The organism is Verrucomicrobium sp. BvORR034, from assembly GCF_000739635.1.
Lineage (GTDB): Bacteria > Verrucomicrobiota > Verrucomicrobiia > Verrucomicrobiales > Verrucomicrobiaceae > Verrucomicrobium.
Window position 1 is genome coordinate 25,243 of record NZ_BATQ01000056.1, and the last position, 25,241, is coordinate 50,483.

7 protein-coding genes are annotated in these 25,241 nt (G+C 55.7%); 6 read left to right on the forward strand and 1 reads right to left on the reverse strand.

What is annotated here, in order from left to right; all coding sequences use genetic code 11:
* Positions 1–164: 164 nt before the first annotated feature.
* From vccA to BV034_RS10225, 6 genes are all read left to right on the forward strand, one after another.
* Complete coding sequence (gene vccA / locus BV034_RS10200; RefSeq protein ID WP_050026664.1) at positions 165–5,144, forward strand: Verru_Chthon cassette protein A; 4,980 nt, start codon at positions 165–167, stop codon at positions 5,142–5,144.
* A 38-nt stretch (positions 5,145–5,182) separates the two neighbouring features.
* Entirely contained in the window at positions 5,183–5,734 is a 552-nt protein-coding gene (gene vccB, locus BV034_RS10205) for a Verru_Chthon cassette protein B (protein WP_050026667.1), read from the forward strand.
* Positions 5,735–5,782: 48 nt separating this feature from the next.
* Positions 5,783–6,865 (forward strand): Verru_Chthon cassette protein C, encoded by a 1,083-nt coding sequence (gene vccC, locus BV034_RS34660; RefSeq protein ID WP_081887707.1) that lies wholly within the window; start codon positions 5,783–5,785, stop codon positions 6,863–6,865.
* 33 nt (positions 6,866–6,898) lie between these two features.
* Positions 6,899–7,642, forward strand: coding sequence for a Verru_Chthon cassette protein D (vccD, locus tag BV034_RS10215; RefSeq protein WP_050026670.1), 744 nt, complete (start codon positions 6,899–6,901; stop codon positions 7,640–7,642).
* A 181-nt stretch (positions 7,643–7,823) separates the two neighbouring features.
* A complete protein-coding gene (locus tag BV034_RS10220; RefSeq protein WP_265592841.1) occupies positions 7,824–19,148 on the forward strand; it encodes an autotransporter-associated beta strand repeat-containing protein in 11,325 nt (3,774 codons plus the stop codon).
* A 143-nt stretch (positions 19,149–19,291) separates the two neighbouring features.
* Entirely contained in the window at positions 19,292–22,465 is a 3,174-nt protein-coding gene (locus BV034_RS10225) for an efflux RND transporter permease subunit (RefSeq protein ID WP_050026675.1), read from the forward strand.
* Between the two features lie 48 nt (positions 22,466–22,513).
* Here BV034_RS10225 and BV034_RS10230 read toward each other — a convergent pair whose 3' ends face one another.
* Entirely contained in the window at positions 22,514–25,231 is a 2,718-nt protein-coding gene (locus tag BV034_RS10230; RefSeq protein WP_050026850.1) for a DUF6797 domain-containing protein, read from the reverse strand.
* Positions 25,232–25,241 lie beyond the last annotated feature (10 nt).

A 25,241-nucleotide genomic window follows, 5' to 3' on the forward strand; every position in this document is an offset into this window, starting at 1 on the left:
ATCGACATTGATGGGGGGGAACGGGTAGTGTAGGGTAACTGCTTATATTGATTTAAGGGGGTTCTTTCCTTTTCTGAAAGGAAATGCGTGTTTTCACATTGACGATTCTTGGTAGTTACATTGTAATCTAGGCGATTAGAAAATTAAGCGCCTAAATTGTTCCTATGAGACTCACCCACCTCAACCTGCATCGCCTGCGGCGAAACAAAGGCGTAGCTCTGATTCTGGTAATCTCCGTGCTAGCGCTGTTGACGATATTGTCGGTGGCGCTTTTCTCGGTGTCCGAAACTGAGCGATCATCCTCGGCTGCTCAGTATGATCAGGAACACGGTCGCGAACTGGGCGACACAGCGGTGAACGTCGCAATGGGGCAGATCTGGCAAGGCACTAAGAGGAAAACCAACTCCGGCAGCGGTCCTACCGCTTTCCTGTGGGCCTCACAGCCAGGCGCGATTCGTCGCTACAATCTGGATGGCACGTTCAATGCCGGATTCCGTCTGTACTCCAGTTCCCAAATGATTGTTACCGGGAGTGAGACGGCGATGATTGGGGATGCTCCTCCACCGAATTGGAACACCATGCCAGCAAGGTATGTCGATCTTAACGATCCTGTAATTCGACCCACGCCAGGAATCGGCACAGGAGCCGCAGTTTATTTCCCCATTATTGACCCCCGGGCCTACGTAGGTGATTCCAGTGCTCAGAGTATCCGAAACATCGAGGGATTCAGCTATGGAACAAGATCGTTGATTGCTGGCGCAGGAGGCGGTTCTGACATCTATGGGGTCAAGGTGGCTGCCAACATGGATGATACCACCGCACGGTTGGCCATGCCTGTTGAGTGGTTGTATGTGTTGAAGGACGGCACTCTGGGGGCGCTAAACGGCTCCAATGAATTTGTCAAGCCCAATGGATCGGTGCTTGCCTTGGCTGAAGCAGCACAGAATCCGATCGTTGGCCGGGTCGCTTTCTGGACTGACGACGAGTCCTGCAAGATCAACATTAATACCGCCAGTGAGCCAACAGTCTGGAATACACCGCAGGTCTTCCATGAGCGGGACATCTGGTGGGCACACTATCAACCTACCACCTATGAGTATCAGCGTTATCCTGGCCACCCTGCCACGGTAGCTTTGAGCTCCGTTATGTTCCCCAACCAGGACATGGATCTGTATGGTAAAGATCCATCCAGCGCTTCCTTCAAGGCAATCCTCCGGAAGAAAGAGTCAATCTACAACTTGGCACCAAAGATCAACTTTGGTGGTTCGAAGGCTGGGAGTGAGCCCTACTGGAAATTTGTCGACAATTTCAAGACATATCAGTCGGTGATGTATGAGCAGTACGTCAGCTTGGCTCAGTCCGTCAAAGAGAGGCTGTACGCCTCTGTGGATGAGCTCTACTTCTCAAATGATCTGGTCAACAAGAAGCGTGGGTTGGTGTCGATGCTCGACGACAATGGGAGTGCAACATCGCAGAACCTTTTCTCACTGCCAGGGGAGGCGGCATCCAATGATAAAGTGATGCTAGAGCGGGCTCGGTTCTTCCTGACTGCAAACAGCCGGATGCCAGAGACCAATATGTTCGGGACACCCCGCATTGCCATTTGGCCTGTGGCGGACGAGTCCAAGGGCGCGGCTTTCCGTACTGGGTTTGATCAGCTCATCGCCTTCTGTTCGTCGATGGGGCAGCGTACCAATACCAGCACTGCCAAGAGCTACTTTTTCCGGAGGAAGAACGCCTACAGCCCTACTGAGGATATTCAGATTCAGCGCAATGCAGCGTTGCTGTCCTATCTGATGTCACTCATGCATCAAAAGATGCCCGGTGGTGCCACGTTTGCCACCAAGTATCCAGATGACTACAAGCAAATCTTGGTCGAGATTTTTGACTATGTTCGCGCAACGAATCTCTATGATGGGTTCTTGGCTCCGAAAAAAGAGGATCTTCAAAAGGCAGGCGGACCGTACGACCTGAACAATGGTACCAAATTTGGCAATGGACCTGGTGAAATCAGCGCGGATGGTCAAATTTACAGGAACCGACCCAAGAATTTTAAGACCTTCACGTATGACCGGGCAAGTGCTAGTGAGACTCGCACCGGCAGTGACTTGGGTGGTGCTGGAACTGAGCGCCAAGTGGAGCGTAACTTCCCTGGACATGGCATGGTCACACCTTCTCAGTTGGAAGGTGGCACATACATGGGGTTTGGGCGTTTCCTGACTCTCTCTGAAGTTGGATTTCAGTTCATTTGCACGGCAGATGGCACTACGGACAAGGGGAGCTATCGTACTTTGGTGCCTGGCACCGAGCCGAATACGTGGGTCAAGGGTCCAGTCGCCAGCGGCGGGCGGACAGCCGTTCGCATCATTCGTCATACCGGTGGTGGCAAAGGGAATGGATTACCGGGTGAATACGATGATTCCTTCCTTGGCAAGAGGGAGAAACTCTTCTGGTACTCCAACTATCCTCCCCGGCCGACTGCTGCAACAATGCGCAATTTTTATGGTGTGGATCCTAATGCGGGACCAGACAAGCCCAATAGCCCTTACAACCACCCTGGATGTCAGCCGGCAAACTGGAATGCTACACTTCGCAGCGGGGCGCCACCTCTTGCCGCTGGTGAGCGGCAGATCCAAGGCATGCTTGTGCTGAAGTTGACCATGCCCGCAGCTGGTTTCACTGAAATGAACGCCGACTTCACCCTTGAGATCGAAGGGCTGGGGGAGATGACCTTGAATGGCAACGAGCTTTATGGCCGGTCAAACAACAGAATGTTCTGGAAGTCGCCCCAAAACGTCTTTGACTCCACCCATTGCCGTCCGGTTGGTGGGGCCATTAGCTCCCATGCAATGACCGTGAATCGGCGAATCGGAACACAAGGGCAAGTAGGAATCAGCGCCGACGTGGGCTACGATTCCAGTGCGAATTCTGGAGGTGATCCACATCGTGGCACGAAGAATTTCGATCTCACGACTCGATTTGTCACGGTTGTGCCGGATGGCCAGGACGCTATGCAATTTGGAGGTGGTCCGCTTATCATCAAGCTCTACAGCGGCCATTTGACCACGGACGAAAACTTGGTGCAGACCTTTTCGCTCACCATGCCATCCCGGTCCATCCCTGTGCCGCAACTAGTTACCCTCAGCTCAGACCATGAACAGTGGCAAAACTCTGATGGCACCGTGGACTGGAATGAGGCTACGGATGCCCCACGTTGGTGGGCGCTCAACTTCTCTGGAGCGTTGAATCGCTTCGTGGGTGCCTGGGTCGGCGCGGCCGGCGGTTGGAATAGCGTTAGTCTGCAGAACGATCTGAATACTCCTTTGGCAACTCGGACCAAAGGTCGATTCTTCACCAATGGCGGCAAAGACCGTACTACAGCGGGGAATGCACCGCGCGGAGCCACTACACTTTGGGCATATGAACCAGGTGGTGGCAACTTCAACTCCGGCCTGATTAACCCAACCAACCCCGCCCAAGACTCGGCTTCCGATGTCCACAGTGACACTAAATACTCCGACACTAAACCCGAAGACGGTGCGGCGCGTGATTCCCGTGGGGCTGACACGCTTTTCACCATGGTGCCAGTGCACGGGGATACCCGACTAGTGGCGGCAACGAAAGAAGTCGGACCAGACATGTGGGTGGAGCATCCGCGGAATAATCTACTTGGCTTGGATAAGCCTGGAACGAACAGTTCAACCTCGTTTCGGCAGTATGTTGCTCACAATCTCAACCGGTTCTATAGCGACACCGATGCCGGATATGACCGCGGTGATGTTCGCTATCGGCTGATTGCTAATGCGGCTTACAACGGCGCGAGAATTCCAGATGTGCCCTCCTCTGTTCAGCCGACCTTCGTCAACAATGCCCGCCGCTATGGTGACTTTGACAACGGCATCGCAGGTTTGCGTGATGGACCATACATCAACAAGCCTGATGAGGGAGATGCTGCGCTGACATTCCACGCATATGGTAACAACAACTCGCAGACAGTGCGTCTTCCCAATGCGTACTTGGCGACCTACGACTATGGTTGGCTGTTCTCTGATCCGGGTGAGAGCTTCATGACGCCCAACAGAATTCTTCCTTCTCCTGGCATGTTCGGGTCATTACCGACAGGGGTGAAGTCCAGAGAGCCTTGGAAGACGTTGCTCTTCAGGCCGAACCTCAAACCTTCCACCAATGCAACCTATGGTCCCGGTATGGCCAATCATCCGGGGGCGGCCTCTTGGCAGAAGGGTGTGGATCCAGCAGACCATTACTTCATGGATCTGTTCTGGATGCCCATCGTTGAGCCATACGCCATTAGTGAGCCTTTCTCGACGGCTGGAAAAGTGAACATCAACTATCAGATTGTTCCCTTCACTCACATCCGCCGTGCTACGGGCATTCATGCGGTCATGAAAGGTGAAATCATCAGAGCCATCCCGCGGGATGACGCTGGAAACTACCTCAACATGCCTGGTACCACCAAAGATGTCACGACGACTGACAATTACATGTATCGTCAACCTTGGACGGATGTGTCAACCCGGCAGGTGCCAGGGGCGAACATGAAGCAGTGGTATCGCAGCATTGAAGTGGAGAAGCGTGCTGGTACAACAGTGACCGGAACGCTGAAGCAGTTCGAAAGTCGGTTCAATTTCACGGAAGAGAGGGACTATACACCTCCAACGGCACAGGCCGGCCTGTTCCGCACGGCAAGTCAAGTGTGCGAAATCTACTTGATGCCCAAGAGAACGTCGGCAACCGGTGACGGCAATGATGCCACCGTCTCTACGGACTACACCCCGCAAACGGTAAGTGACTTCTGGGCAATTCGCCGACTGACAGGGGACAACACCAAGGAAAAGCCTTACACCAACATCTATGGTAAAATCACCACCCAAAGCAACACCTTTAGAGTGCACTATCGTGCTCAGGTAGTGCGGAAGGCCCGCTCGGTGGAAGCTAACAGGTTTGTTCCTGGTCAGGATGCGGTGCTCACTGACTATCGCGGTTCGTCATTGATTGAACGGCGTATTGATCCCGGCAACCCGGACATTCCAGACTATGCAACGAGTACGAGCCCCACGAGTTTGAGGCCGCTCGATGACTTCTACCGGTTCCGCGTGCTGGAAGTGAAGCGGTTCATGCCCTGATTGGCGCTCATTTTTTTAACAGCCTCTCATTTGCAACTATGAGAATTCATTTTGGTATCAAGTCGTTCAAATCGTCCGCAGCATTTTCGTTGCCGGAGGTTGCCATAGCCGTCGCCATTGCCGCGCTCGGAATCATTTCCATTCTGGGGATCATTCCCACTGGCCTGGAAAATGTGAGGAAAGCGGGAAATGCTATTGCAACAGCTCGAATCTACCAACAGATGTTGGGAGAACTTCAGGCTGCGGATTGGGGCAACGAGCAGGGCGGCGGTTTGGGCTGGACGAAGCTTAGCGAATATGATGGGGCCAGGCGGTACTTCGATGGTGAGGGAACCCCTCTTGGTGTGCCGGGCGTTGGCTTGAACGATGCACTACAGATGCAGTTGGCCTACGTGGCTGAGTATGAATTTGCCGGTGGGGCGCAGGGTCCGTTGCTCTCAGGGGGAGCTAGCGCAGCCGTAGGGCAGAACAATGACCTCAAAAATGTGCGGATCCATATCGCGGTCACCCCCAACCAAGGCTATGTCTTTGAGGACAAGACGGGGGGCAAGCATGAGAAACGGGCTTTTACAGTGGCACGACAGTTTTGAGTTGTCACGTGGAACAAATTTCAAGTAAGATTACTAATTCCCCCAAATATGAGAGGTTTCAACCGAACCTTGTTGGCAAAGTCATCGAAAAATCGCATTCCAGGCTTTACCCTTGTGGAAGTTTTGGTTTCGATGACCGTTCTTGCGGTGCTTATGATGGTTGTCACCACCGTAATGAGTGATGTCCAGAAGTCGTGGAGACAAGCAAACTCAAAAGTCTCAGAGTTTCGTGAAGCAAGGCGGGCATTTGACCGAATGGTGAATTCTGTGAGCCAAGCCGAGTTGAATGCCTATCTTTGCTATCGATATGCAGGTTCGACCGATCCATTGACACCGCCTTCAAAGACTCTCAAGGATCAGCCGTCAGGCTATGTTCGATACTCTGAACTGCAGTTTGTATGCGGTCCGTCGAGTCTGAACGGTGCTGTTAAGCTCACCGGCCTTTCGGACTCGCTTTCGCCAGGGCATGCCGTGTTTTTCCAGGCTCCGATGGGGACGTCGAATCAGTACAGGCTCCCTACAGCCTTGAACGGGTGCGGGTTCTACGTCCGGTTCGGTGATGACGCAGCCTACCGCCCTCCGTTCCTCAACGGACTGAGCAAGAATCCTGTCAATCGGTATCGCTTGTTTGAGTTTCGAACTCCTGCTGAGGACAACACGGGGTATGATACCAACCAGCCTTGGTATCAGGAATTCGCGTCCTGGAGTCGTCCGATCGCAAACAATATCATTCTGCTCATCATCTCACCGCAACTCTCAAATTCAGATGCCACAGGGGCCGGTGGGCTTCCCACGTCCATTGCTCCCAATTACATCTATGACAGCAGGCCTGCAGGGGGGGTCTCGAGCGGGGATCAGACTCAGCAAGAATATCAACTTCCGCCAATGGTTGCTGTGACCATGGTTGCAATAGATGAGGCGACGGCCTCCAATCTGGAGTTGGACTCGGGTGCGAATCCACCGCTAGCGGCGGAACTGGATTCGGGCAATCTCTTCAAAAACGCCAACTCCTACCAAGCTGATCTGGAAAAGCTTGAAGGAAACCTGGTCGCCAAACGTGTGAATTTTCGAGTGTTCACTGCCACTATCCCGATCCGAGCATCAAAATGGGGCAAAGGTACTAATTCCTAGCCCATATTCCACGATCAGCGGAGTCTTCTGAATATGCAACTTCATATGCTTGTGCACCAATCACAGGGAAATAGAACTCGAAACGCCTTCACTCTCATTGAGTTGTTGGTGGTCATTGTTGTGATCGGGGTGATCATCGCAATAGCAGCTCCTGGTCTGGTGGGAACGATGGGGGGCATGAGGGTGTCGCAGGCTGGCGAAATGATCGCGGGCGAAGTTTCGGCAGCTCAAGCTGCAGCGCAGAGTATCAATCGTCCCATTGAAGTGCGTTTTTATAAGGTGCCGAGTGTTGAGGATGATCTCAACGGCACTGCAGGTGGGAGCTATCGAGGAATCCTGCTGTTGGAATACTACCACACTGGCGAGGTGGACCCGCGCACGATAATCTCTGGTGGCGGTGGCGCTCCGGTGTTCCTGAGCACTCCGCTCGCGGTCGTGCGGAAACCGATCTCAGTTCTGCCCAACGGAGTGGTGATTTCAGAGCAGCAGCAGCTGTCGAGTCTTTTTAGTGCTGGTGCGTCATCGACCTCTTCGAGCCAAGCCTCGATTCCAACTATCGTGCGTCGTGGAACGGGGTTTGAACCCTATGATTTGCCTTCCTCAGAATATCACTCGCTGGTAATCTACCCTGATTCCACCAATTTGAACTCGGCTGGACAATGGTTTGTCACGGTGGTCCCCGAAGGGGATCTCCAAAAAGCACCTGCAGATCTTGTGAACTTTTTTACTGTTCAGATTGACCCGGTCAATTCAAGATTGAGCCTCTACCGGCCCTGATTTTTCCGTCCCTCAGCACATTTTCCTACTCTCGGCGTTCTCCCCCTACTCCGTCATGCTCATGTCCACACCTTCACGTACTGACCTCCTACCTCGACTCTTGAAGAGACAGCGCTCGACATCGCTTGGGCATTCTGTCCAGCGCAAGACTCGATTTGCGAGCATTGCGACAGCGCTAGCCGTGGCTGTTTCCTCGGGCGTATCTTGGGGGCAGACCTTTAGTTGGACCAATACGACAACGGGAGATTGGAACAATTCAGCCAACTGGAGTCCATCTGGAGTGCCCAATGGTGCCAGTTCTCAGGCACAGATCACCAATGCGATCAGTGCCAATGCCATTGTTAACCTCAACTTGGCTGTCACGCTGGGAGACCTGACAATTGGGGAGAGCGATGGAACGCATGCTTTTTGGATACGCCCAACTGTTGCCAACGGGACCCTTACTTTCCTTAACAACGTAGCCGATGCGACCCTCGTAAAGAATGGCGGGGCAACCGATGTCATTGAAGCTGCGACGACCAGTCTGGACCAAAAGTGGATCATCACTGTAAATGCTGGCGCATTGAATTTGGCGGGCAAGGTTACAGGTCAAACGGGCCGGCTGGAGAAAGAAGGCGGTTCAACGTTGAACCTCATTGGTTCCCTGAACGTGCAGAACTACGGTGGTGCCACAAGGGGGGTGTTGGTCAACAATGGCACGATGAACATCCTCAACCCTGCCAACTCTATCGCCAACTTGGTGACAGTGCAGGGTGGCACTCTCAACATTGGGGGTAATGCCGCTTCACGCGCGCTGACTGCTGCTGCCTCAAGTGGAGCGACACAGTTGACCTTGGATTCCGTCACAGGTTTGAGCGTGGGGATGGCGATTCAGGGGCCTGGTATTTCTTCGGGCACCATCATCACCGGTATCGCCGGGAATGTCATAACGCTGAGCGTGCCCACTGGTAGTGCATTGAGCGTGAATTCGGAGCGCATTGTCTTTGGTGGTCCCACCTTGGGGATTGCCTCCAGCGCTGATACCACGCACGTCACGCTGAATTCTGTGGCAGGATTGGCTACAGGCATGACGGTAAGCGGCACCAACATCGCGGCTGGGACCACCATTCTCGCCATCGTTGGGAACACCGTCACCTTGAGCCAGGCATACAGCGGTTCCGTTACCGCAAATGATACGTTGTCATTTGGCACGGCATCAAGGAATGGCCTAGCTGGTGCGTACGGCGGTGGCAACGGTGCAGGATTCGCTACCGCAACGGCGAACGCTGGCGGAAGTACGATCACGCTTAATTCCACAGCCGGCCTCTCCTTGGGTATGTTGGTGACCGGTCCTGGCGTACCCGCCAACACCACCATCAGTGCTATCGCTGGGAATCAGATCACTCTCAGCAATCCTCTGTCTGGCACTGGGACGGTGGTAGCTGTAAATGCACCTTTCTACTTTGGCACCGGCCAGACGACGTTCATTGCTGGGCAGGGGGCGCTTGCCATCACAGGGGGCACAACAAACTTCGGCACGGCGGGGAACGCAGCAAATGTTACGATTGATGCTGATCTCATTTCGATTACAGGCGGTACGCTCAATCTCCAGAATGGGAATGGTGGCGGTTTCACTGATGTTCGTGCTGGTGCCACCAATAAGCTGAAACTCGATGGGGGGACAGTGGGGACTGCCGCAGGCACTGCGACGGGGTATGTGCGTTTCGCGGATGGAATGACTTTGGAGTTGAACAACAACGCCACCTTCAACATCACAGGAATCAGCCAAAACTATACCTTCGCATCCATCGGGCATGGTGTGAGCAGCACCGGTTCTCCCATCGGCAACGACACCACCATCATCTCATCAACAGGCAATTCCACGCTGACACTCGGTGGTGATGCCACGAACGATGTGTTCAATGGGGCCCTCAACATGAGTGGCTCAACGAACTCGAGAATCATCAAGATTGGCAATGAGATTCTGACCTTGGGAGGGGCTCGAGACAACGCTGCGGGACGCGTGGAAGTTCGCTCTGGAACCGTTGTCTTGGCCAAAGCGAGCAGCCCTACCGTTCATGCTCTGGGTGGCACGTCCACAGTGGGCGATGGAGTGGGTGGTGTTGGGGCGGATGTTCTCCAGATTGGTGGCACAAACGTCGGGCTAGGCGGTGTCATGATGGGGGCCAACTATCGCGACCAGATTCATCGTGGTGTAACCATCAACTTGACGGCTTCGGGTGTGTTGGACTTGGCGGGATTCAGTGAGGGCTTCAATCAGCTCAACGGCGTGGTAGGCGGTGAAGTTCGCAACAGTGCGGGCGCAACGACCCAGTCGACGCTTTTCCTCGGGGAGAACAACCCGGCCGCATTTACTTTCAGTGGCAACATCGGTGGTACGGGGGCGCTTGCCACCCGGAACATCAACTTCTGGAAAGGCAGCAGCAGCAATATTACCTTTGACCAGCTCAACACCTACACTGGGCAAACGTTGATTGGACGTGCCAGCTTGGTGCTTCAAGGGGCCAACGGCGCCATTTCTGGGACAAGCGACCTCTTCGTTACCACAGGTGGTCAGTTCGCGATTCTAGACAACAGCGCGCTCCATGCTTCCAATAATCGTGTCAATGACTCGGCAACTGTTGTGTTGGACAAAGGTGGCTTGGTGTTGCTTCGTCGCAACAACAACGTGTTGAACCTGAGCACCGAAACCTTTGGCAATCTGACGGTTCAAAACGGTTTTAGCCAAGTTCGAATTGACCATTCGGATGGTGCCAACACCACCAGCAACGTTCTGGGCAATCAAGCTACTCTCACCTTCAGCGGTTACACGCACAATCAAGGTGGCGTGGTGGCGTTCACGGAGGTCGCCAACGTTTCAGGAACAGCAGCGTTCTCCACAACCAACGCCGCGACAGCCAAATCTCGCGTTCAGTTCCTCGACTTCGCAACCAATTCCTGGTTGATTGGCGATGAAGTCAAGGTGTTAATTGGTGCATACGGTGGTACGCACAATGGAGCCGTTGACCGTTTGGTAACCTTGGATTCCAGCGGCTATGTCCGTTTGCTGGACACGGGGTCTTCGACCGACTTCCGCACCCGGTTTACCGCCAACGGAACATTTACCGCACCCAACGTGACTGCGAGCAATTTGGGGACGGCCACACGTGATGATAACGCCGCCAACACCATTGGGACCTTCATCATGAAAATTGACCCAACAGGGTCATCACCCACCAATGAACTTAAGGGTGAAGTTAGTTACAATGCCTGGGTCCAATCGGGTAGTGGGTCGGTGACGATCTCGGAGCAGAACATTTTGCACTTGGGTGGGCGGGCTGCCGATGCAACGTTCGGCTACCTTGCAACTGATGGGACAGGTATGCTGCTCGTAAACAACGGTGGCAGCGTTGTTTTCAACGGCGGCACCGTCAACTTTGGGGCTCGGGAGGCCAATATTCGGGCAAACAACACAACGACGTTCCGTTCCAAAATTACCGGCTCAAATGGTTTGGTGAAGAGCGGTGGAGCTGTTCTCATCATGCAGGGATGGAACACTTACAGTGGACTGACCACGCTGACCCAAGGCGAGATTCAGATCTTTACCGACAAGGCTTTGGGCTTGAGTGGGGCTGGCAACGGCGTGCGGGCCTCCAACGCCAGCATTACGCTCACCAGTGGCGTCAACATTGGTGAGTTCGGACAACCGTCTGGTTCGACTAATGTAACCAAAGATTTGACGATGGATATCGGCGCGAACCTCCTTCAGGCGACCGACCAAGCCAACGTCTGGAACGGTAAGATCATGATGAATAACGTTTTTGCTTATGGGCAAAATGCGAACAACATCACCTTTCGAGCAAACAATGATTCTGTCTTGGTGCTTAATGGTGCCATCACTGGCATCAGCTCGGCATTTGGTGGATTCAACATGGATCCTGCATATAACGCACAGGGTGAAGGTCGTGGTCTTATCTTTGAGAATGGCGGCTCTACCGCAAATCGCGGTGGCATAATTCGTGTCAACGGCAGCCTGACCGACGAGGATTTCGTCGGTGCGGTGGCCAACCACCAACGGTTGAACGTGTTCATGCGTGGTTACACAGGGCAGAGCAGTGCGACCAACAGCAAATTCAACGTATTCCTTAAGGACGCATCGCAGACTAACGGCGTGCTGGACGTTCGTTCTGGCTACCTGCATCTTGAGAACGGCTACGCGTCCGGTGGGGGGCCTGGTGGAGCGGGGACCAACTTTGTCGTCACTGCTGAGGCTCTGGCGGGCGATCTCACGCTGACGGTTGATTCTGTCGTAGGCCTTACAGTTGGGACGGTGATAACTGGAGCAGGCTTGGACGTGGGCACCACGATCGCTGCGATCAATGGCAACGTCATCGTTCTGAGCGTTCCCCTAGTCGGTGATGTTCCGGCGAACAGTGTCTACTCGTCAGGGGCCGGTGGTACGTTCACGATCATCCGCAACCACGATGGTGGTAACGTTGACCGGGCCGGAACCATCAGCGCCATTCTGCTGAGCAAGGCGGGGGCAGTATTCCGGTCTCCCAACATTCAGTTGGCTGAAAACGTAGGGTCGTACTCATCAAATTCGACCCATATCATGGGCGGTGAACATACCTCTGGCACGGCAATTTTTGGTAGTGGAGCCAACACAGTGGATCTCAATCCCATCACTGGAACTTCGGGTTTCTCGGTGTCGATTGGTGGAACCGCCATTAATTCCGGCGTCAATTCGTTGGCGATTTCCAGCACTTCGAATTTGCGGGTTGGCTATGGGGTTGCCGGGACGGGCATTCCAGCGGGGGCAAAAATCGGGTCAATCTCCGGCAACACGATCACAATTGTGGATGCCAATGGCAACCCGATCAACACGTCTGCTGGCATTCCTGCCAACACTTCGCTCACTTTCGGCTACCTTAGTTCGACCACCAACAAGATCACCACGGCAGCGGCGCCTGTTCTGACTCTCAATAAGACTCCGACCTTCGGATTTGGAACTGGAGAGGGGCAGATTCCGATGAATTCAGTGTCCGGTCTGGTCGTCGGCATGACCGTGACTGGGCAGGGTATTGCGCCTAACACTACCATTTCCAGCATTGACTATAATAGTGGTGTCATTTCGCTCAGCACAACCACCACCGGCAATGACAATGGAACGATTACATTTGGCATTGCGACCAACTCCAGTGTGATCATGGTCAACAACATCAGCGGACTCACCGCTGGGTCCGGCATCTCTGGTACTGGAATTCAAGGGGATACTAGGATTGCTTCTATCGACCAAGTCTCGCCCGGCTTGTACGCGCTGACGCTGACGCGTAATACCAATGCCGCTCCTGGCGCCTCACCGACCTACGAGTTCTACCAACCCACGAATACCATCCAATTGTCAGATGTGACGGGGCTTCAAGTCGGTATGGGCATTGCGGGCACTGGTATCCGTGCTGGTACGATCATCACGGGAATTGATCCGGTCACTCGTACGATCACGATGAGCGCTCCGACGAATGGTTTGGCTCCTGCCAGCCAGGCCTACACGTTCCCGCTTCCGGTGGTGAGTTATAACGTAGGATTGAATGCTCCTTCTGGAACAAGTGTGCTGAACCTCTCTTCGGTGGCCGGACTTGTAGTCGGCACAACGGTCAGCGGTACTGGTATTCAAAATGGCACTGTCATTCTCGCGATCGACACGGCCACGAACACCATCACTCTCAGCCTCCCTACCAATGCTGCGCTGACGTCGAACTCGAGCTCGATCAACATCCAAAAGAACTCGAACTATGCGGAAGCGAGATTGTACCAGCAAGAAGGTGGTACTACTGATTTCCAGCTGCGGTTCACTGAAGACGGAGGATTTGGCCTCCAGAATGAGGTCGCTGGCCTAACCAAAGTGGGGCGTGGCACGACTATTGTCAGTGGTAGCACTACGGGTGCAGGTGATCTTGATGGCGGTGTCAACGTCCATGGTGGAGCTCTTGTCTTTTCATACGGCAGCGTCAACGGCAACAACTCCCGTGTTAACGGAGCTGGTGCGGGTGCGATCTCCGCGTCCCCCTACCAGCTTACCATGGCTGGCGGTGAATTGAGACTGGAGAATCTTGGAACTGCAGGGAATGTTGTGGAGAGTCTCCGTGGTGTGCTCACTCTGCGGCCTGGTGGATCCTCAATCACAGGTAAAGCTGCACTGAGTGCGACCATTACGCTTCATTTGGGCTTGGATAACCCATTCACTCCCTTCATCACCACGCCGATAGTTAACGGCTCAATTCAGAAGGTGGTGGCCAACCCCAACTGGTACTGGCGTGATCCTGATCGCTATGCTGGCGCGACATTGAATTTTGTCATTGATCCCTCCCAACAGGGGACCACTCGCTATTACTATTCGCAGAATGCTCTGGATGGTGACGGCATCAATGGCGGCGGTGGATTGGGTTACTTTACAGCTCTGCCATACATGACAATCAAGACTGCGGCTCCAGGAGACACCGCGTATGTCGACTTTGCCTCATTCATCTCAGAGCCGACGGGTACGCAGAGCAACACGTTGATTGGTGACTCGAGCGGTGTAATGGGATCAAATCTCTATAATCTCAACAATGAAAATGGGGCAGCCAATGTCAGCAACTGGGATTTGTATGCCAGAGGCCTGATGGATGGTGACAACCCTGGAGATATTGGGGTCATCAATACCGGCTATTTCACGGACGACCTTCTTGGCGGTACGTCTGCAAAGTACTCGGGAACTCTCCAGGCCAACTACGGCAATGACTTTTACGGCGCGAAGCTGATCCGCTACGCTGCCAACCTCGCCGATAGCACCATTACCATCGCCTCTGGAACAAGGTTGGTGGTGGGTGCTCAAACCGACTACCACAGCTTCACCGCTGCTGCGGGAGACGCAACCAAGGCGGGTGGCGCGATCCTAATCTCGAACTCTGTAGGCGCTCACAATCAGTTCCTTCTTGGTGGGCAGATTACGTCCGCGCTTCTCAGCAATTATGCGGCCCCGGCACCCAAGGTGGCAAACACGGGGGCTGCGGCAACTGCCGGGGCCAACTCCGTCACCCTCACTTCAACTTCGGGTCTGACGGTAGGAATGACCGTGGTGGGAGTTGGCGTTGCTCCTGGTACCACGATCACGGGTATTTCAGGCAATGTGATCACACTTAGCACTGGGCTGACCTACTCGTTGAGTGGAAATCAGAAGCTGGAGTTCAACTCCATGTGGATGCCTGGTGCTCTGACGCGCCCCAACGACACCACTGCGCTTATTACGAATCCGTCCCCCGATGCGAGTCAGTACGTGTCTCGCGATCTGGTCATTCACAACTACAACGAGTCCGGCGTGTTCACCGTGGGGTCTCAAGTTGTGGACTACACCGGGGCTCCGTCCGGCCCTTCGAAGCTCAATTTGGTCGTGTCTGGTCCAGGGGTTACGCATCTCACGAATGCCGCAAACAGCTATACAGGTTCAACTTTTGTGAACGGAGGCGGCGTTAATGACGTCACCGGACAGCCTATTATTGGCACCTTGTGGATTGCCAACCAGAATCGCCTTGGAACAGTGCCAGCGACGACCAATCCGAGCAGCATCTACCTGAACGGCGGACGCCTTCGATTTGCCGCTGATACCAACCCCAGCACCACCAACCTTGGGAATCTGACTCTGGACGCGCGTCGTGGTATTACTTTGGGCGGTAATGGAGGTTACATCGAACTCGTTGGCTCTACGCCAGATAGTGGTACCACCCTGCAGTATGACGGGATCATCCGTTCTGAAGACAATTACCAGTCGGGTAATACCGCCGCGAATCAGTTGCTTGCCAACCCGGGTGTAGGAGACCTTATCAAAGAAGGAAATGGTCGATTGATTCTTACTAATAGTAAGACGATCTCACCTTTGATTGGCCCGATCTCGTCCTCATTTACCCTGTGGAATGCCTACTATGGACTCACTGAGGTTCGTGGTGGTGTGCTCGAACTCCGCATCAATCAGGCGGATTCTGGAATTCTTGGCAGCAATGATACGACTATCGACGGGACGGTTGTTCGGAGTGGAGCTCGCCTCGACTTCGAAATTACGGGTGGTGCAGGCAATGGTACCAAAGAATGGATCAATTTGAACGGTGGTACGTTGGGCACTACGGCCAATCACGTGGATGGCACTCTGGATGGTGTGATCAATGTGACGGCGAATAGTACCATCGATGTTGCAGGAGGTTCCGCCCTCCCCAACGGTGCGGTGCGTACACTCCGTCTTAACACCAGTGCTGGCTACCTTTCGGGAACCGGGCGGATCACGAAGACCGGAGCGGGGCGCTTGGTGTTGTTTGAAAACAACTCTGAATTCACAGGTGGTTGGGAGATCCGTGGAGGCTCGGTGATCGGTCGCTCACAAGGCCTGCCTGTGGGGCAAACCGGCAACATTTTGCTTGGTGACACCAGTTCGAATCCCGCAGTCGGCACTGCTGGTCTCTATCTTGCGAGCCGCATCATGGGCAGCAACTTTACGAGCGAATACAATGTGAAGAACGACATTGTTGTTCGGGCTCCTGCTGCCGGTTCTCAGATCAAGGAGATCGGTGCGCAAAATAGCGTTACCGACCTTGGACCCACGTTGAGCTTGGGCTCGGTGTCTTACAGCAATGGTGGAAACACCATCAATGTTGGTGTGGCCAATGCTGGCAGTTTCCATCCGGGGATGGTTGTCACCGGTGCCAACATCCATCCTGGTACAGTGGTGACCGCCGTAAACTTCGACACTGGCGTTGTCACGGTGAGTCGTAACTTCTACGGTGCTGGAACCTCGATAACGGGGACCTCGTTTGGCACATCTCTCACAGGAACGACTGTGAGCGGCAGCAACATCGTAAACGTCCCGGGCGGTGTGTCCAATCTCTTCACTGGAATGCAGGTCTCGGGGCCTGGCATCGCTGCAGGAACGGTTATCACCGCCATCAACGCGGTAACAAATCAGGTGACCCTGAGTTCTAATGCCAGCACGACAACGGGCGTGGCATTTGCAACGCTTGCAAATCAGGGGGCGTCGACAACGAGCGGCAACGCCACGATTACCATCACTGGTGCGAATGCTGCAGCGGTCATGGCGACCTTGTTCCCTGGGATGCAGGTCTCTGGTACCAACATTCCGGCCGGTGCAACCATTGTGTCGGTGAATCATTCAGCCAATCAGATCACTCTGAATACGAACGCATCCGCAACTGGGGCGATTGTTAACTTCGGGGCCCAGAAGAACTTCAATACCATTAGCGGCAGCAATGTGGTGACGGTCACTGGAAATGTCACTGGGCTCACGGTGGGACAGGTATTGAATGGCATTACTGGCATCCCCAATGGCGCGACCATTCAGTCCATTGATCCGATCACAAACAAGATCACCATCAGTCAAAATGCCACTGTCACCAATGTTTCGGTGGCTGGAGCGTCGTACACCACTGGTCAAAACAATGACATCTACAGGTATTCTGGGAGTATTACGCTCAATGACGGGTTGCAGCTTGCTTACCGGGATGTGGGCGTCAATGCCGGGTTGGTCAATTCTTCCACGGTAAATACCACAGCCACGTTGTCTGGCGGCAATACCATTGTAGTGGCGAATGCCAGCGGACTAACCGTGGGCATGGAAGTGATTGGGGCCGGTATTCCGGCTGGAGCGACGATTACAGCTATCTCCGGGACGACAATCACTTTGAATGTCCCTACCATGGGAACTGGATCGGGGTTCTTCCTGACCGCATCGAACAACATCTGGGGTGCTCAGCAGGGTGGCCCGGTTCGTAGAATCGTCGTGGATGGTCAACTCTCAGGCAGCGGTGGACTTACTACGGTGGTTGACCTTGCTGGAACGGTCGGAAATCTGGTGCGGACCTACTTTGAGATCAATCATGCCAACAACTCAGGTTGGACCGGCAGTCTCGTAACCGGGAATGCAAGCGACATTCAGACACAGCAGCATGTCGTGCGGTTTGGTAGCAGTGGTGCGATCAGTTCGTCCAATAGCGTGACCATGAAGTACAACACTTCACTCGAAGTTGGAGGCAACAATCTCACTATCGGCAATCTCACAATTGATGCTGGAGTTGTCGCAACGGGTAATGGCGCAGCAATCAAGGGCATCATCATTGAAAATGCATCGAACAATGCTGGCTCCATCCGGATTGTCCAAAATGCCAACAGCAACTGGGATGCCCTCTTCCAGAACGGGATCACTCCTGCGATCTACAGTGCAGCCTCAACCAGCACGCATGACAACAGTCTGAGTATCATCAAAGCTGGTACGGGAGTCGCAACGTTGACCCAGAACAACACCTATACTGGAACGACGACCATCGAGAATGGCACGCTCAGATCTGGGGCCAACAATGTAATCCCTGATGCTAGTGCCGTCACGGTGAATGCGACGGGGGCTGGGGTGACAGCAGTGTTGGATCTTAACGGGTTCAACGACACCATTGCCTCACTCACCCTTGGGGGAAGTACTACTACCAGTACGGCCAACGTCCAAACTGGTGCAGGAACTCTCACGGTGCTTGGCAACGTTACCTATAGCGCTGCCAACAACGCCCAGACTTCGACTGTGACTGGCAATGTGGCTCTCACTTCTGCCTCCACCACCTTTACCGTGGGGGACAGTACTACTGCGGCAACTGACCTTATGGTTACGGCAGCATTGAGTGGCTCAGTTGGTATTGTCAAGGATGGGGCAGGCCTCATGGCCCTTGGCGGCAACAACACCTATACTGGCAATACTACGGTGAATGCAGGTAACCTGCAGGTCGGTGTGGGTGGCGTGGGGCGCACCAGCGCGTTGGGTGGGACTGGGGTTACCACGGTCGCTGCAACGGCTACTATCTCAGGTACAGGTACGGTGAGTGGTACGGCTGGAGTGACAAACCACGTGGTGAATGGCACCATTCGCCCAGGGGACAGCGGGGGCTCAGGAAACGGTACGTTGACGTTTTCGGGCAATCTCAATACTGCCGCAGCCACGTCGCAGTTCGCTCTCCAGTTGGGATCGACCAACTACGTGTACTCCAATGCATCGGCGCTGGAGACGCCAGGTTCAGGTGCGTACACAGCCGCCATCGCTCAAATCACCACGGATATGAGCACGCAAGCCGCAGTGGGGTATGACAAGGTGGACGTGAAGGGTACACTCACTTTGGGCACGGACACTCGGTTCACCGTGACGTACGCAGCGGGCACAACAGACTTTGCAGTCGGCTCGGTCTTCAACCTCCTTGACTGGACGACCATCCTCACCGGTGGCAACTCAAACGGTGCCCTCGGTAACGGAACTCGCGGTGCCGGATTGCTTGGGGACATGGACCTTCCGACGCTTGGTGCTGGCAAGTTCTGGGATGTTTCCCAGTTCTATACCCATGGCATCATCTTTGTCGCCGGGGCGGTGCCTGAGCCAAGCCGTGTGGTGCTTCTTTTGATCGCATTCGGCGCGGCAGTCATGCGCCGCCGCCGTCGTTCGGCCTGCTAGGTTGTCATGTGCGTTCTCACAGGGCCAGCTGTCTGCGACAGCTGGCCCTGCTTCGTTTCCGGGCGTTTCCGGTTCACTCTAAATCTACACGGACTCTTGCCCCCGAACTCCCCCTGTGATTTGATGAAGGCCTTTATCGGCCGATGATCTCCTGGTTTGCCCGCAATCACGTCGCTGCCAACCTCCTCATGCTTGCGGTGGTGGCGGCGGGGGCTTGGACGTTGTTTTCCGGGAAGATCCCTTTGGAGGTATTTCCGGACGTGCCGTCCCGGATGCTCTCGGTAAGCGTGCCTTATCCGGGCTCCACGCCAGAGGAGGTGGAGGAGATGATTGTGCTAAAGATCGAGGAGGCGATCCAGCAGGTTCAGGGCATCAAGCACATTAACTCCACTGCGAGCTCCAGTGGCGCGAACATCAGCATCGAGGTGGAGGAGGGGAACGATCCCCGCCAGGTGCTGGAGGATGTGAAGATTCGTGTGGATGCGGTGCCTCAGTTTCCTGAGGAGGCGGAGAAGCCGGTGGTGCAACTCGATGACTGGTTCATGTCCGTGATCACCGTGGTCATCTCAGCGGAGATGGCAGACCGGGACCTCCGCAGGTTGGGAGAGCAGGTGAGGGACGAAGTGGGCGCCTTACCCGGTATTTCACACGTGTCTCTCGGCGGCATCCGGCCGCTGGAGATCAGCATGGAGATCCCCGAGGCGACATTGCGGAAGTACGGGCTCACGTTGGAATCCATCAGCCGGGCCATTCAAAGTGCCGCCATTGACCTGCCGGCCGGGGTGGTACAGACTGAGTCTGGCGATGTCGCCATCCGTACCCGCGGCCGGGCCTACAGCGGCGAGGACTACGCCAAGGTCGTGGTGGCGAGCCGGGAAGACGGCACGAAGTTGACGCTCGGTGACATCGCAATGATCGAAGACGGGTTCAATGAAAACCCGCTGATTGCCCGTTTGAATGGCAAAAAGTGCGTTGTCGTCAACGTCATGCGGGAGGGTTCGCAGAATGCGATCAAGATCGCCGACGATGTCAAAAGCTACATCAATGCTGCCCGTGCCAAACTGCCCGATGGCGTCACCATTGAGTACTGGAACGACCGCTCCAAGATCGTCAAAGGGCGCATCGACCTGCTCCTGGGCAACGCCCAGAGCTCACTGATCCTGGTGTTCCTTTGCATCGGTCTTTTTCTCCGGCTCGACTCGGTCATCTGGGTGGCGTTGGGCCTTCCTGTCGCCTTCCTGGGAGCATTCGCCCTCATGCCGTGGCTTGGAATCACCATCAATACCTCCACGCTGTTCGGGTTCATTCTCGTGCTGGGGATCGTCGTGGATGACGCCATCGTGATCAGCGAGCACGTGGACAAGCTGCAACGACAAGGTCTGCCGCCTCTACAGGCGGCCATCGAAGGCACCCGGAGAATGGCCGTGCCCATCACCTTCGGAGTGCTCACCACCGTGATGGCCTTCCTGCCCATGGTGTTTGAGAAGGGCGACTGGGCCCGGATGTTCCAACCCATCGCGCTCGTCTTCGTCACCGTCATGCTGATCGCGCTGGTCGAGACCAAGATCATCCTGCCGGCTCACCTGGCCCATCCCTTCATGGAGCCGTTGATGAAGCATCTGGCTCCGTTTTACAACTTCACCGACGGCTGCCTGCAATGGGTGATCACCCGCCTCTACCGGCCATCCATTCGTTGGAGCCTGCAGCACCGTTACACGGTGCTGGCCATCTTCTTTGGAGGGCTGTTGCTCCTTTGTGGCTTCTTCTTCGGTGGCCGCATTCTTTTCGTCAAGTTCCCCCGGATCGACAGTGAGCGCATCGAGGCACGGCTCACGATGCTAGATGGCACGCCCTTCGAGGTGACCGACCGCCACATCGCGAGGATCTATGAAATTGGCGAGCAACTCCGTCGTGAATACGTGGGGCCGGATGGCAGGCCAGTCATCCGCCACATCCTTGCCACCACGGGAACGACGCGGTTGACTGGCAGCACAGGCGGCAGCGGCGGGGTGTCGCACTTGGGTGAGGTGAACATGGAGTGCTACGGCCCCGAGGAGCGCAGCCTCAAGGTTCGGACGCCCGATATCGCCAATGAATGGCGCCGGCGCATTGGCCAGATTGTCGGAGCAGAGGAACTCAACTTCCGGGCGGAGATCCTACGCAGCGGAGATCCGATCGATGTCCAGCTTTCGGGCACCAATCCCCAGGAGCTCCTCGCCTTGTCCAGCCAGATCAAGGAGAAGCTGGGGCAGTATCGCGGGGTGTTTGATATTGCAGACTCCCTCGACTCTGGTCGAAATGAGATCCAACTCCGCCTCAAGCCCGAGGCCCGCCAGTTCGGGGTGACGGTCAACGATCTGGCTCGCCAGGTCCGGCAGGCGTTTTACGGGTTCGAGGTACAGCGCATCCAGAGAGGGCGCAATGAAGTGAAAGTCATGGTCCGCTCGCCGCGGGATGAGCGCCGCAACCTGGCCACCCTGGACACCATGCGGGTGCGTCTGCCTGATGGGCTGGAGTTGCCATTCTCCAGCGTGGCCGAGATCAAGGTGGACAAAAGCTTCACCAGCATTCGCCGCGTGGACCGCCGCCGGGCGCTGAACGTCACGGCAGATGTGGACAAATCCAGCACCGACGTAGCCGTCGTGCGGGCAGGACTCTCGGAGTATCTCACCGACCTCATGGCGGCGCATCCTCACGTGCACTGGAGTTTTGAAGGCGAGGCAAGATCGGAGAGGGAGTCCGCGTCCGCCGGTTGGATGGCTCTCATCACGGTGGGACTGGGGCTCTATGCGATGATGGCCATCCCGTTCAAGTCCTACACCCAACCGCTCATCGTGTTGCTCGTTATCCCGTTCGGCGTGGTGGGAGCAGTGCTGGGGCACCTGTTCCATGGCATGCCTGTCAGTATGATGAGTCTCTTTGGGATGCTTGCCGTGTCCGGTGTGATCGTGAATGACACGCTCGTGCTGGTGGATGAAATCAACTCCCAGCGCGACGAGACAGGGGACCTCGAACTGGCTGCGCGGGAGGGGGGCGCATCACGATTCCGCGCCATCTTGCTCACGCAGATCACCACCTTTTTCGGCCTTGTCCCGCTCATTTTCGACAACAGCCCGCAGAGCACTCACAATCAGTTCCTTCTGCCCGTGTCGGTCGCGATGGGCTATGGCAGCCTCTTCGCCACGGTGATTACTCTCTACCTGGTGCCTCTGTGCTACCTGGCGGTGGATGACCTGTTGGGGCTCTTTAGGAAACAACCCCGCAAGGCCGCGGCCATCGCTTCTCCGGATGACAATGGGGCAGTTGTGGGAGTGTGACGGGAGCGGGGCGTTTTCCGCCCCGCCCGCCGATGACCAACTGGGCTCTTACTTCAGCGTCTTGATGTAGAGGACGAGTGATTCGATCTGTGAATCGTTCAAGATCCCCGCATAAATGGGCATTCCGGCGTCGAATTTCTCAAAGCCCTTCACCACCTTGGCGCTGGGGTTGAGGATGGATTCGCGGAGATACGCTTCATCAGCGAGGGCTTTGTTGCCATCCTTGAGCATCCGGTCACTGCCAAAGAGCCCTTTCCAGCTGGGGCCAACCTTGCCCACCACGCTGCCATCCGTCGAGTGACAGGCCATGCAACCAATCATCTGGTACAGTTTGAAGCCTTCCTCCACTGTGGGTTTGGCAGCCTCCACCATTACTGCCTTCCGGGGAGTGAGGTCCACCGTGAGCGGCTCGAACCCTTCTTTCTCGGGCTCAAACTTGGTCAGCTCATAGGGGGTGTAGTAGGCGTTGTTGTGGGCCTCCAGGCCCTCGCTGCCCTTGATGCCCCAGCCCGTGCGCATCTGCATGACCGGCTTCATGTCAGGGATCCCGACGAATACCGACTTGCCGTCCTTGGAAAGGTAAGCACTGCTAGGCACCATCCATTCCTGGCCGGGGGAGCCATCCAGCTTCAGGTGCGGGGATCCGTAGTCAAAGGTGCGCTTGTAGTTCCATCGCTCCACGCTGTAGCTGGCAGGATCGGTCGCAGACTTCGGATCCAGGGCCTCGTTGAACCTGAGAAGCACGCCCTTGTCCATGGGGACGAGACCCGTTAGCAGCACCCGACGCCCACCGGTGTAGTGAATGCGGGCGAGTCCGCTGATGCGCTTGGCAGTGGTGCCCCAGATCTGGAAACCTGTTACATAGAACTGGCCGTCCGCAGGATTCACTGCGCCGTTTAGCGGTGAGAAGTCCAGGTCCTGGGTGAAGGGAACCACCGCAGCCTGAGGCTTTGGAGACCGGTCGTTCATCAACACTCGGAACAACTCCGGCCGGTTGTAGCCGATGTGGATCATCTCGTCATTCAGCGTGCCCATTTTGGCATCGACCAACCAGGTTTGCGTCACCGCGCTCGCATTGACGGGGTGGGGGATCCAGGTCAGGGGATCGGCAATCGCTGCCGGGTACTTCTCCTTCGGGGCAATGGTGGGCAGGTGACCGTAGAACTGGTCATCCTTGATGATCTGCAGGGGGGTGGAGGGCACATAGTTGCCCTGTTGGTCGCTGGCAGTGACGAGCCCCGTCTTCGGATGCACGCCGATAAACGGCTGGCGCAGCCCGTGGCCCAGCACTTCAAAGGATCGCCCGTCCGGCGAAATGCGGATCACCGTCCCGTTGTGCTTGCCATAGGTGGTGCCCTCCTGGCCGCCCTTGCTGATCACAAAGGAACCGTCCGGAGCCAGCTTCATGCTGTTGGGGAACTCACGGGTCTCCGCCGTCTGGCCGAAGAGGTCGCAGAACATCTCATACTGGTCCGCCACCTTGTCCCCATTCGTGTCGCGTAGTTTCCAGATACCATTGCGGTCGAAGACAAAGAGCTCGCCCTTTCGCACGACCAGGCTCATGGGCTCATGCAGGCCGGAGGCGTAGCGCTTCCATGTCACCGTTTTGAGATCGTCCTTGAGGCCAGAGACCAGCCACACATCGCCATCCATCGTCACCGCCGCCGCGTTCCCCTGATCGTCCAGGAAGGCCAGATCCGCCACGCGGACATTGCGCTTCCACGGGTTGGGATTCGGCAGCGGGATGTCCTCGATCGCATAGGCATCCTTGGTGCTCGGATCAACTTTGCCGGAGGTGGTGACGGCCTCGGTCCACCTGGTTGCCTTTGGGATTGCGAAGGTGACGTCAGGTGTTCCCTTCGGCGTCATCTCGTTGACGGTCATCTTTGCGCCCAAGTAGCTACGCACGAGCAACTTTACCGGGGATTGGCTTGCTGGCAGCGTGACGAAGTTTGTGCCATCCTGGTCCGAGTGTTGGACGCTGCCATTTCCCTGCACCGAAGCAAAGAGCATGGACTCCCGCCCCGAACCTGCGACGAGCGTCAAAGGTTGATCGTGTGCTGGGACATAGAAATGCCGTTCCACTTGGGTCTGGTTGCCACTGCGCCGGGAGGTGATCCACTCCTTCAGCTCCACGCCCCCTACGACGTACTTCAATACCGGACCGGGATCGCTCAGCTCGATTCCTATAAACCGGCCATGTGTCTCGTCTAGCGGACCGCGGCCCACCTCTTCGGGGGAGTTCGAGGGGGATCGGGGGTCCTTCAGTTCTGCCTTGTTCCCCACCTGCCATCCGGGGTAGATCCCGTTGGCCACCCAGGGCTTGCCAATGGGCTTGACCAGATCCTCCTGACCGTCCTTCGTCTTCTGGCCTGCGAGATGGTATGACCCTGTGGACAAGGCGTTTTGAGTCATCGGCGGCTGGCCCTCTTCGCCCTGCCAGATCAGCGCCATGCGCAGGAGGTCCGTATCGAAGCAAGCCCAGGTGTTGCCGCCGAGGTTCAACACGATGCCGCGCGGCGTGAGATTGTTCTTCGGCCAGCCTTCGCCCAGTTCTCTCGCATCCAGCACCGTGGAAAAGAACGGGAAGTCCGCCTCAACCCAATCCCCATAGCCAGATGCCGCACGAGCAGTCAGCAGGGCTTTTTCCTTCTGAGCTCTGGCCTTGGCGGCAGCTTCCGCCTTTTCCTGCTCCTTGTCCTTGGCGCAGGAGACCGACGCCAGTGACGCGAGCAGGGTGGTGAATAATGCAGTCTTCAGGATCATGGTGGCCATT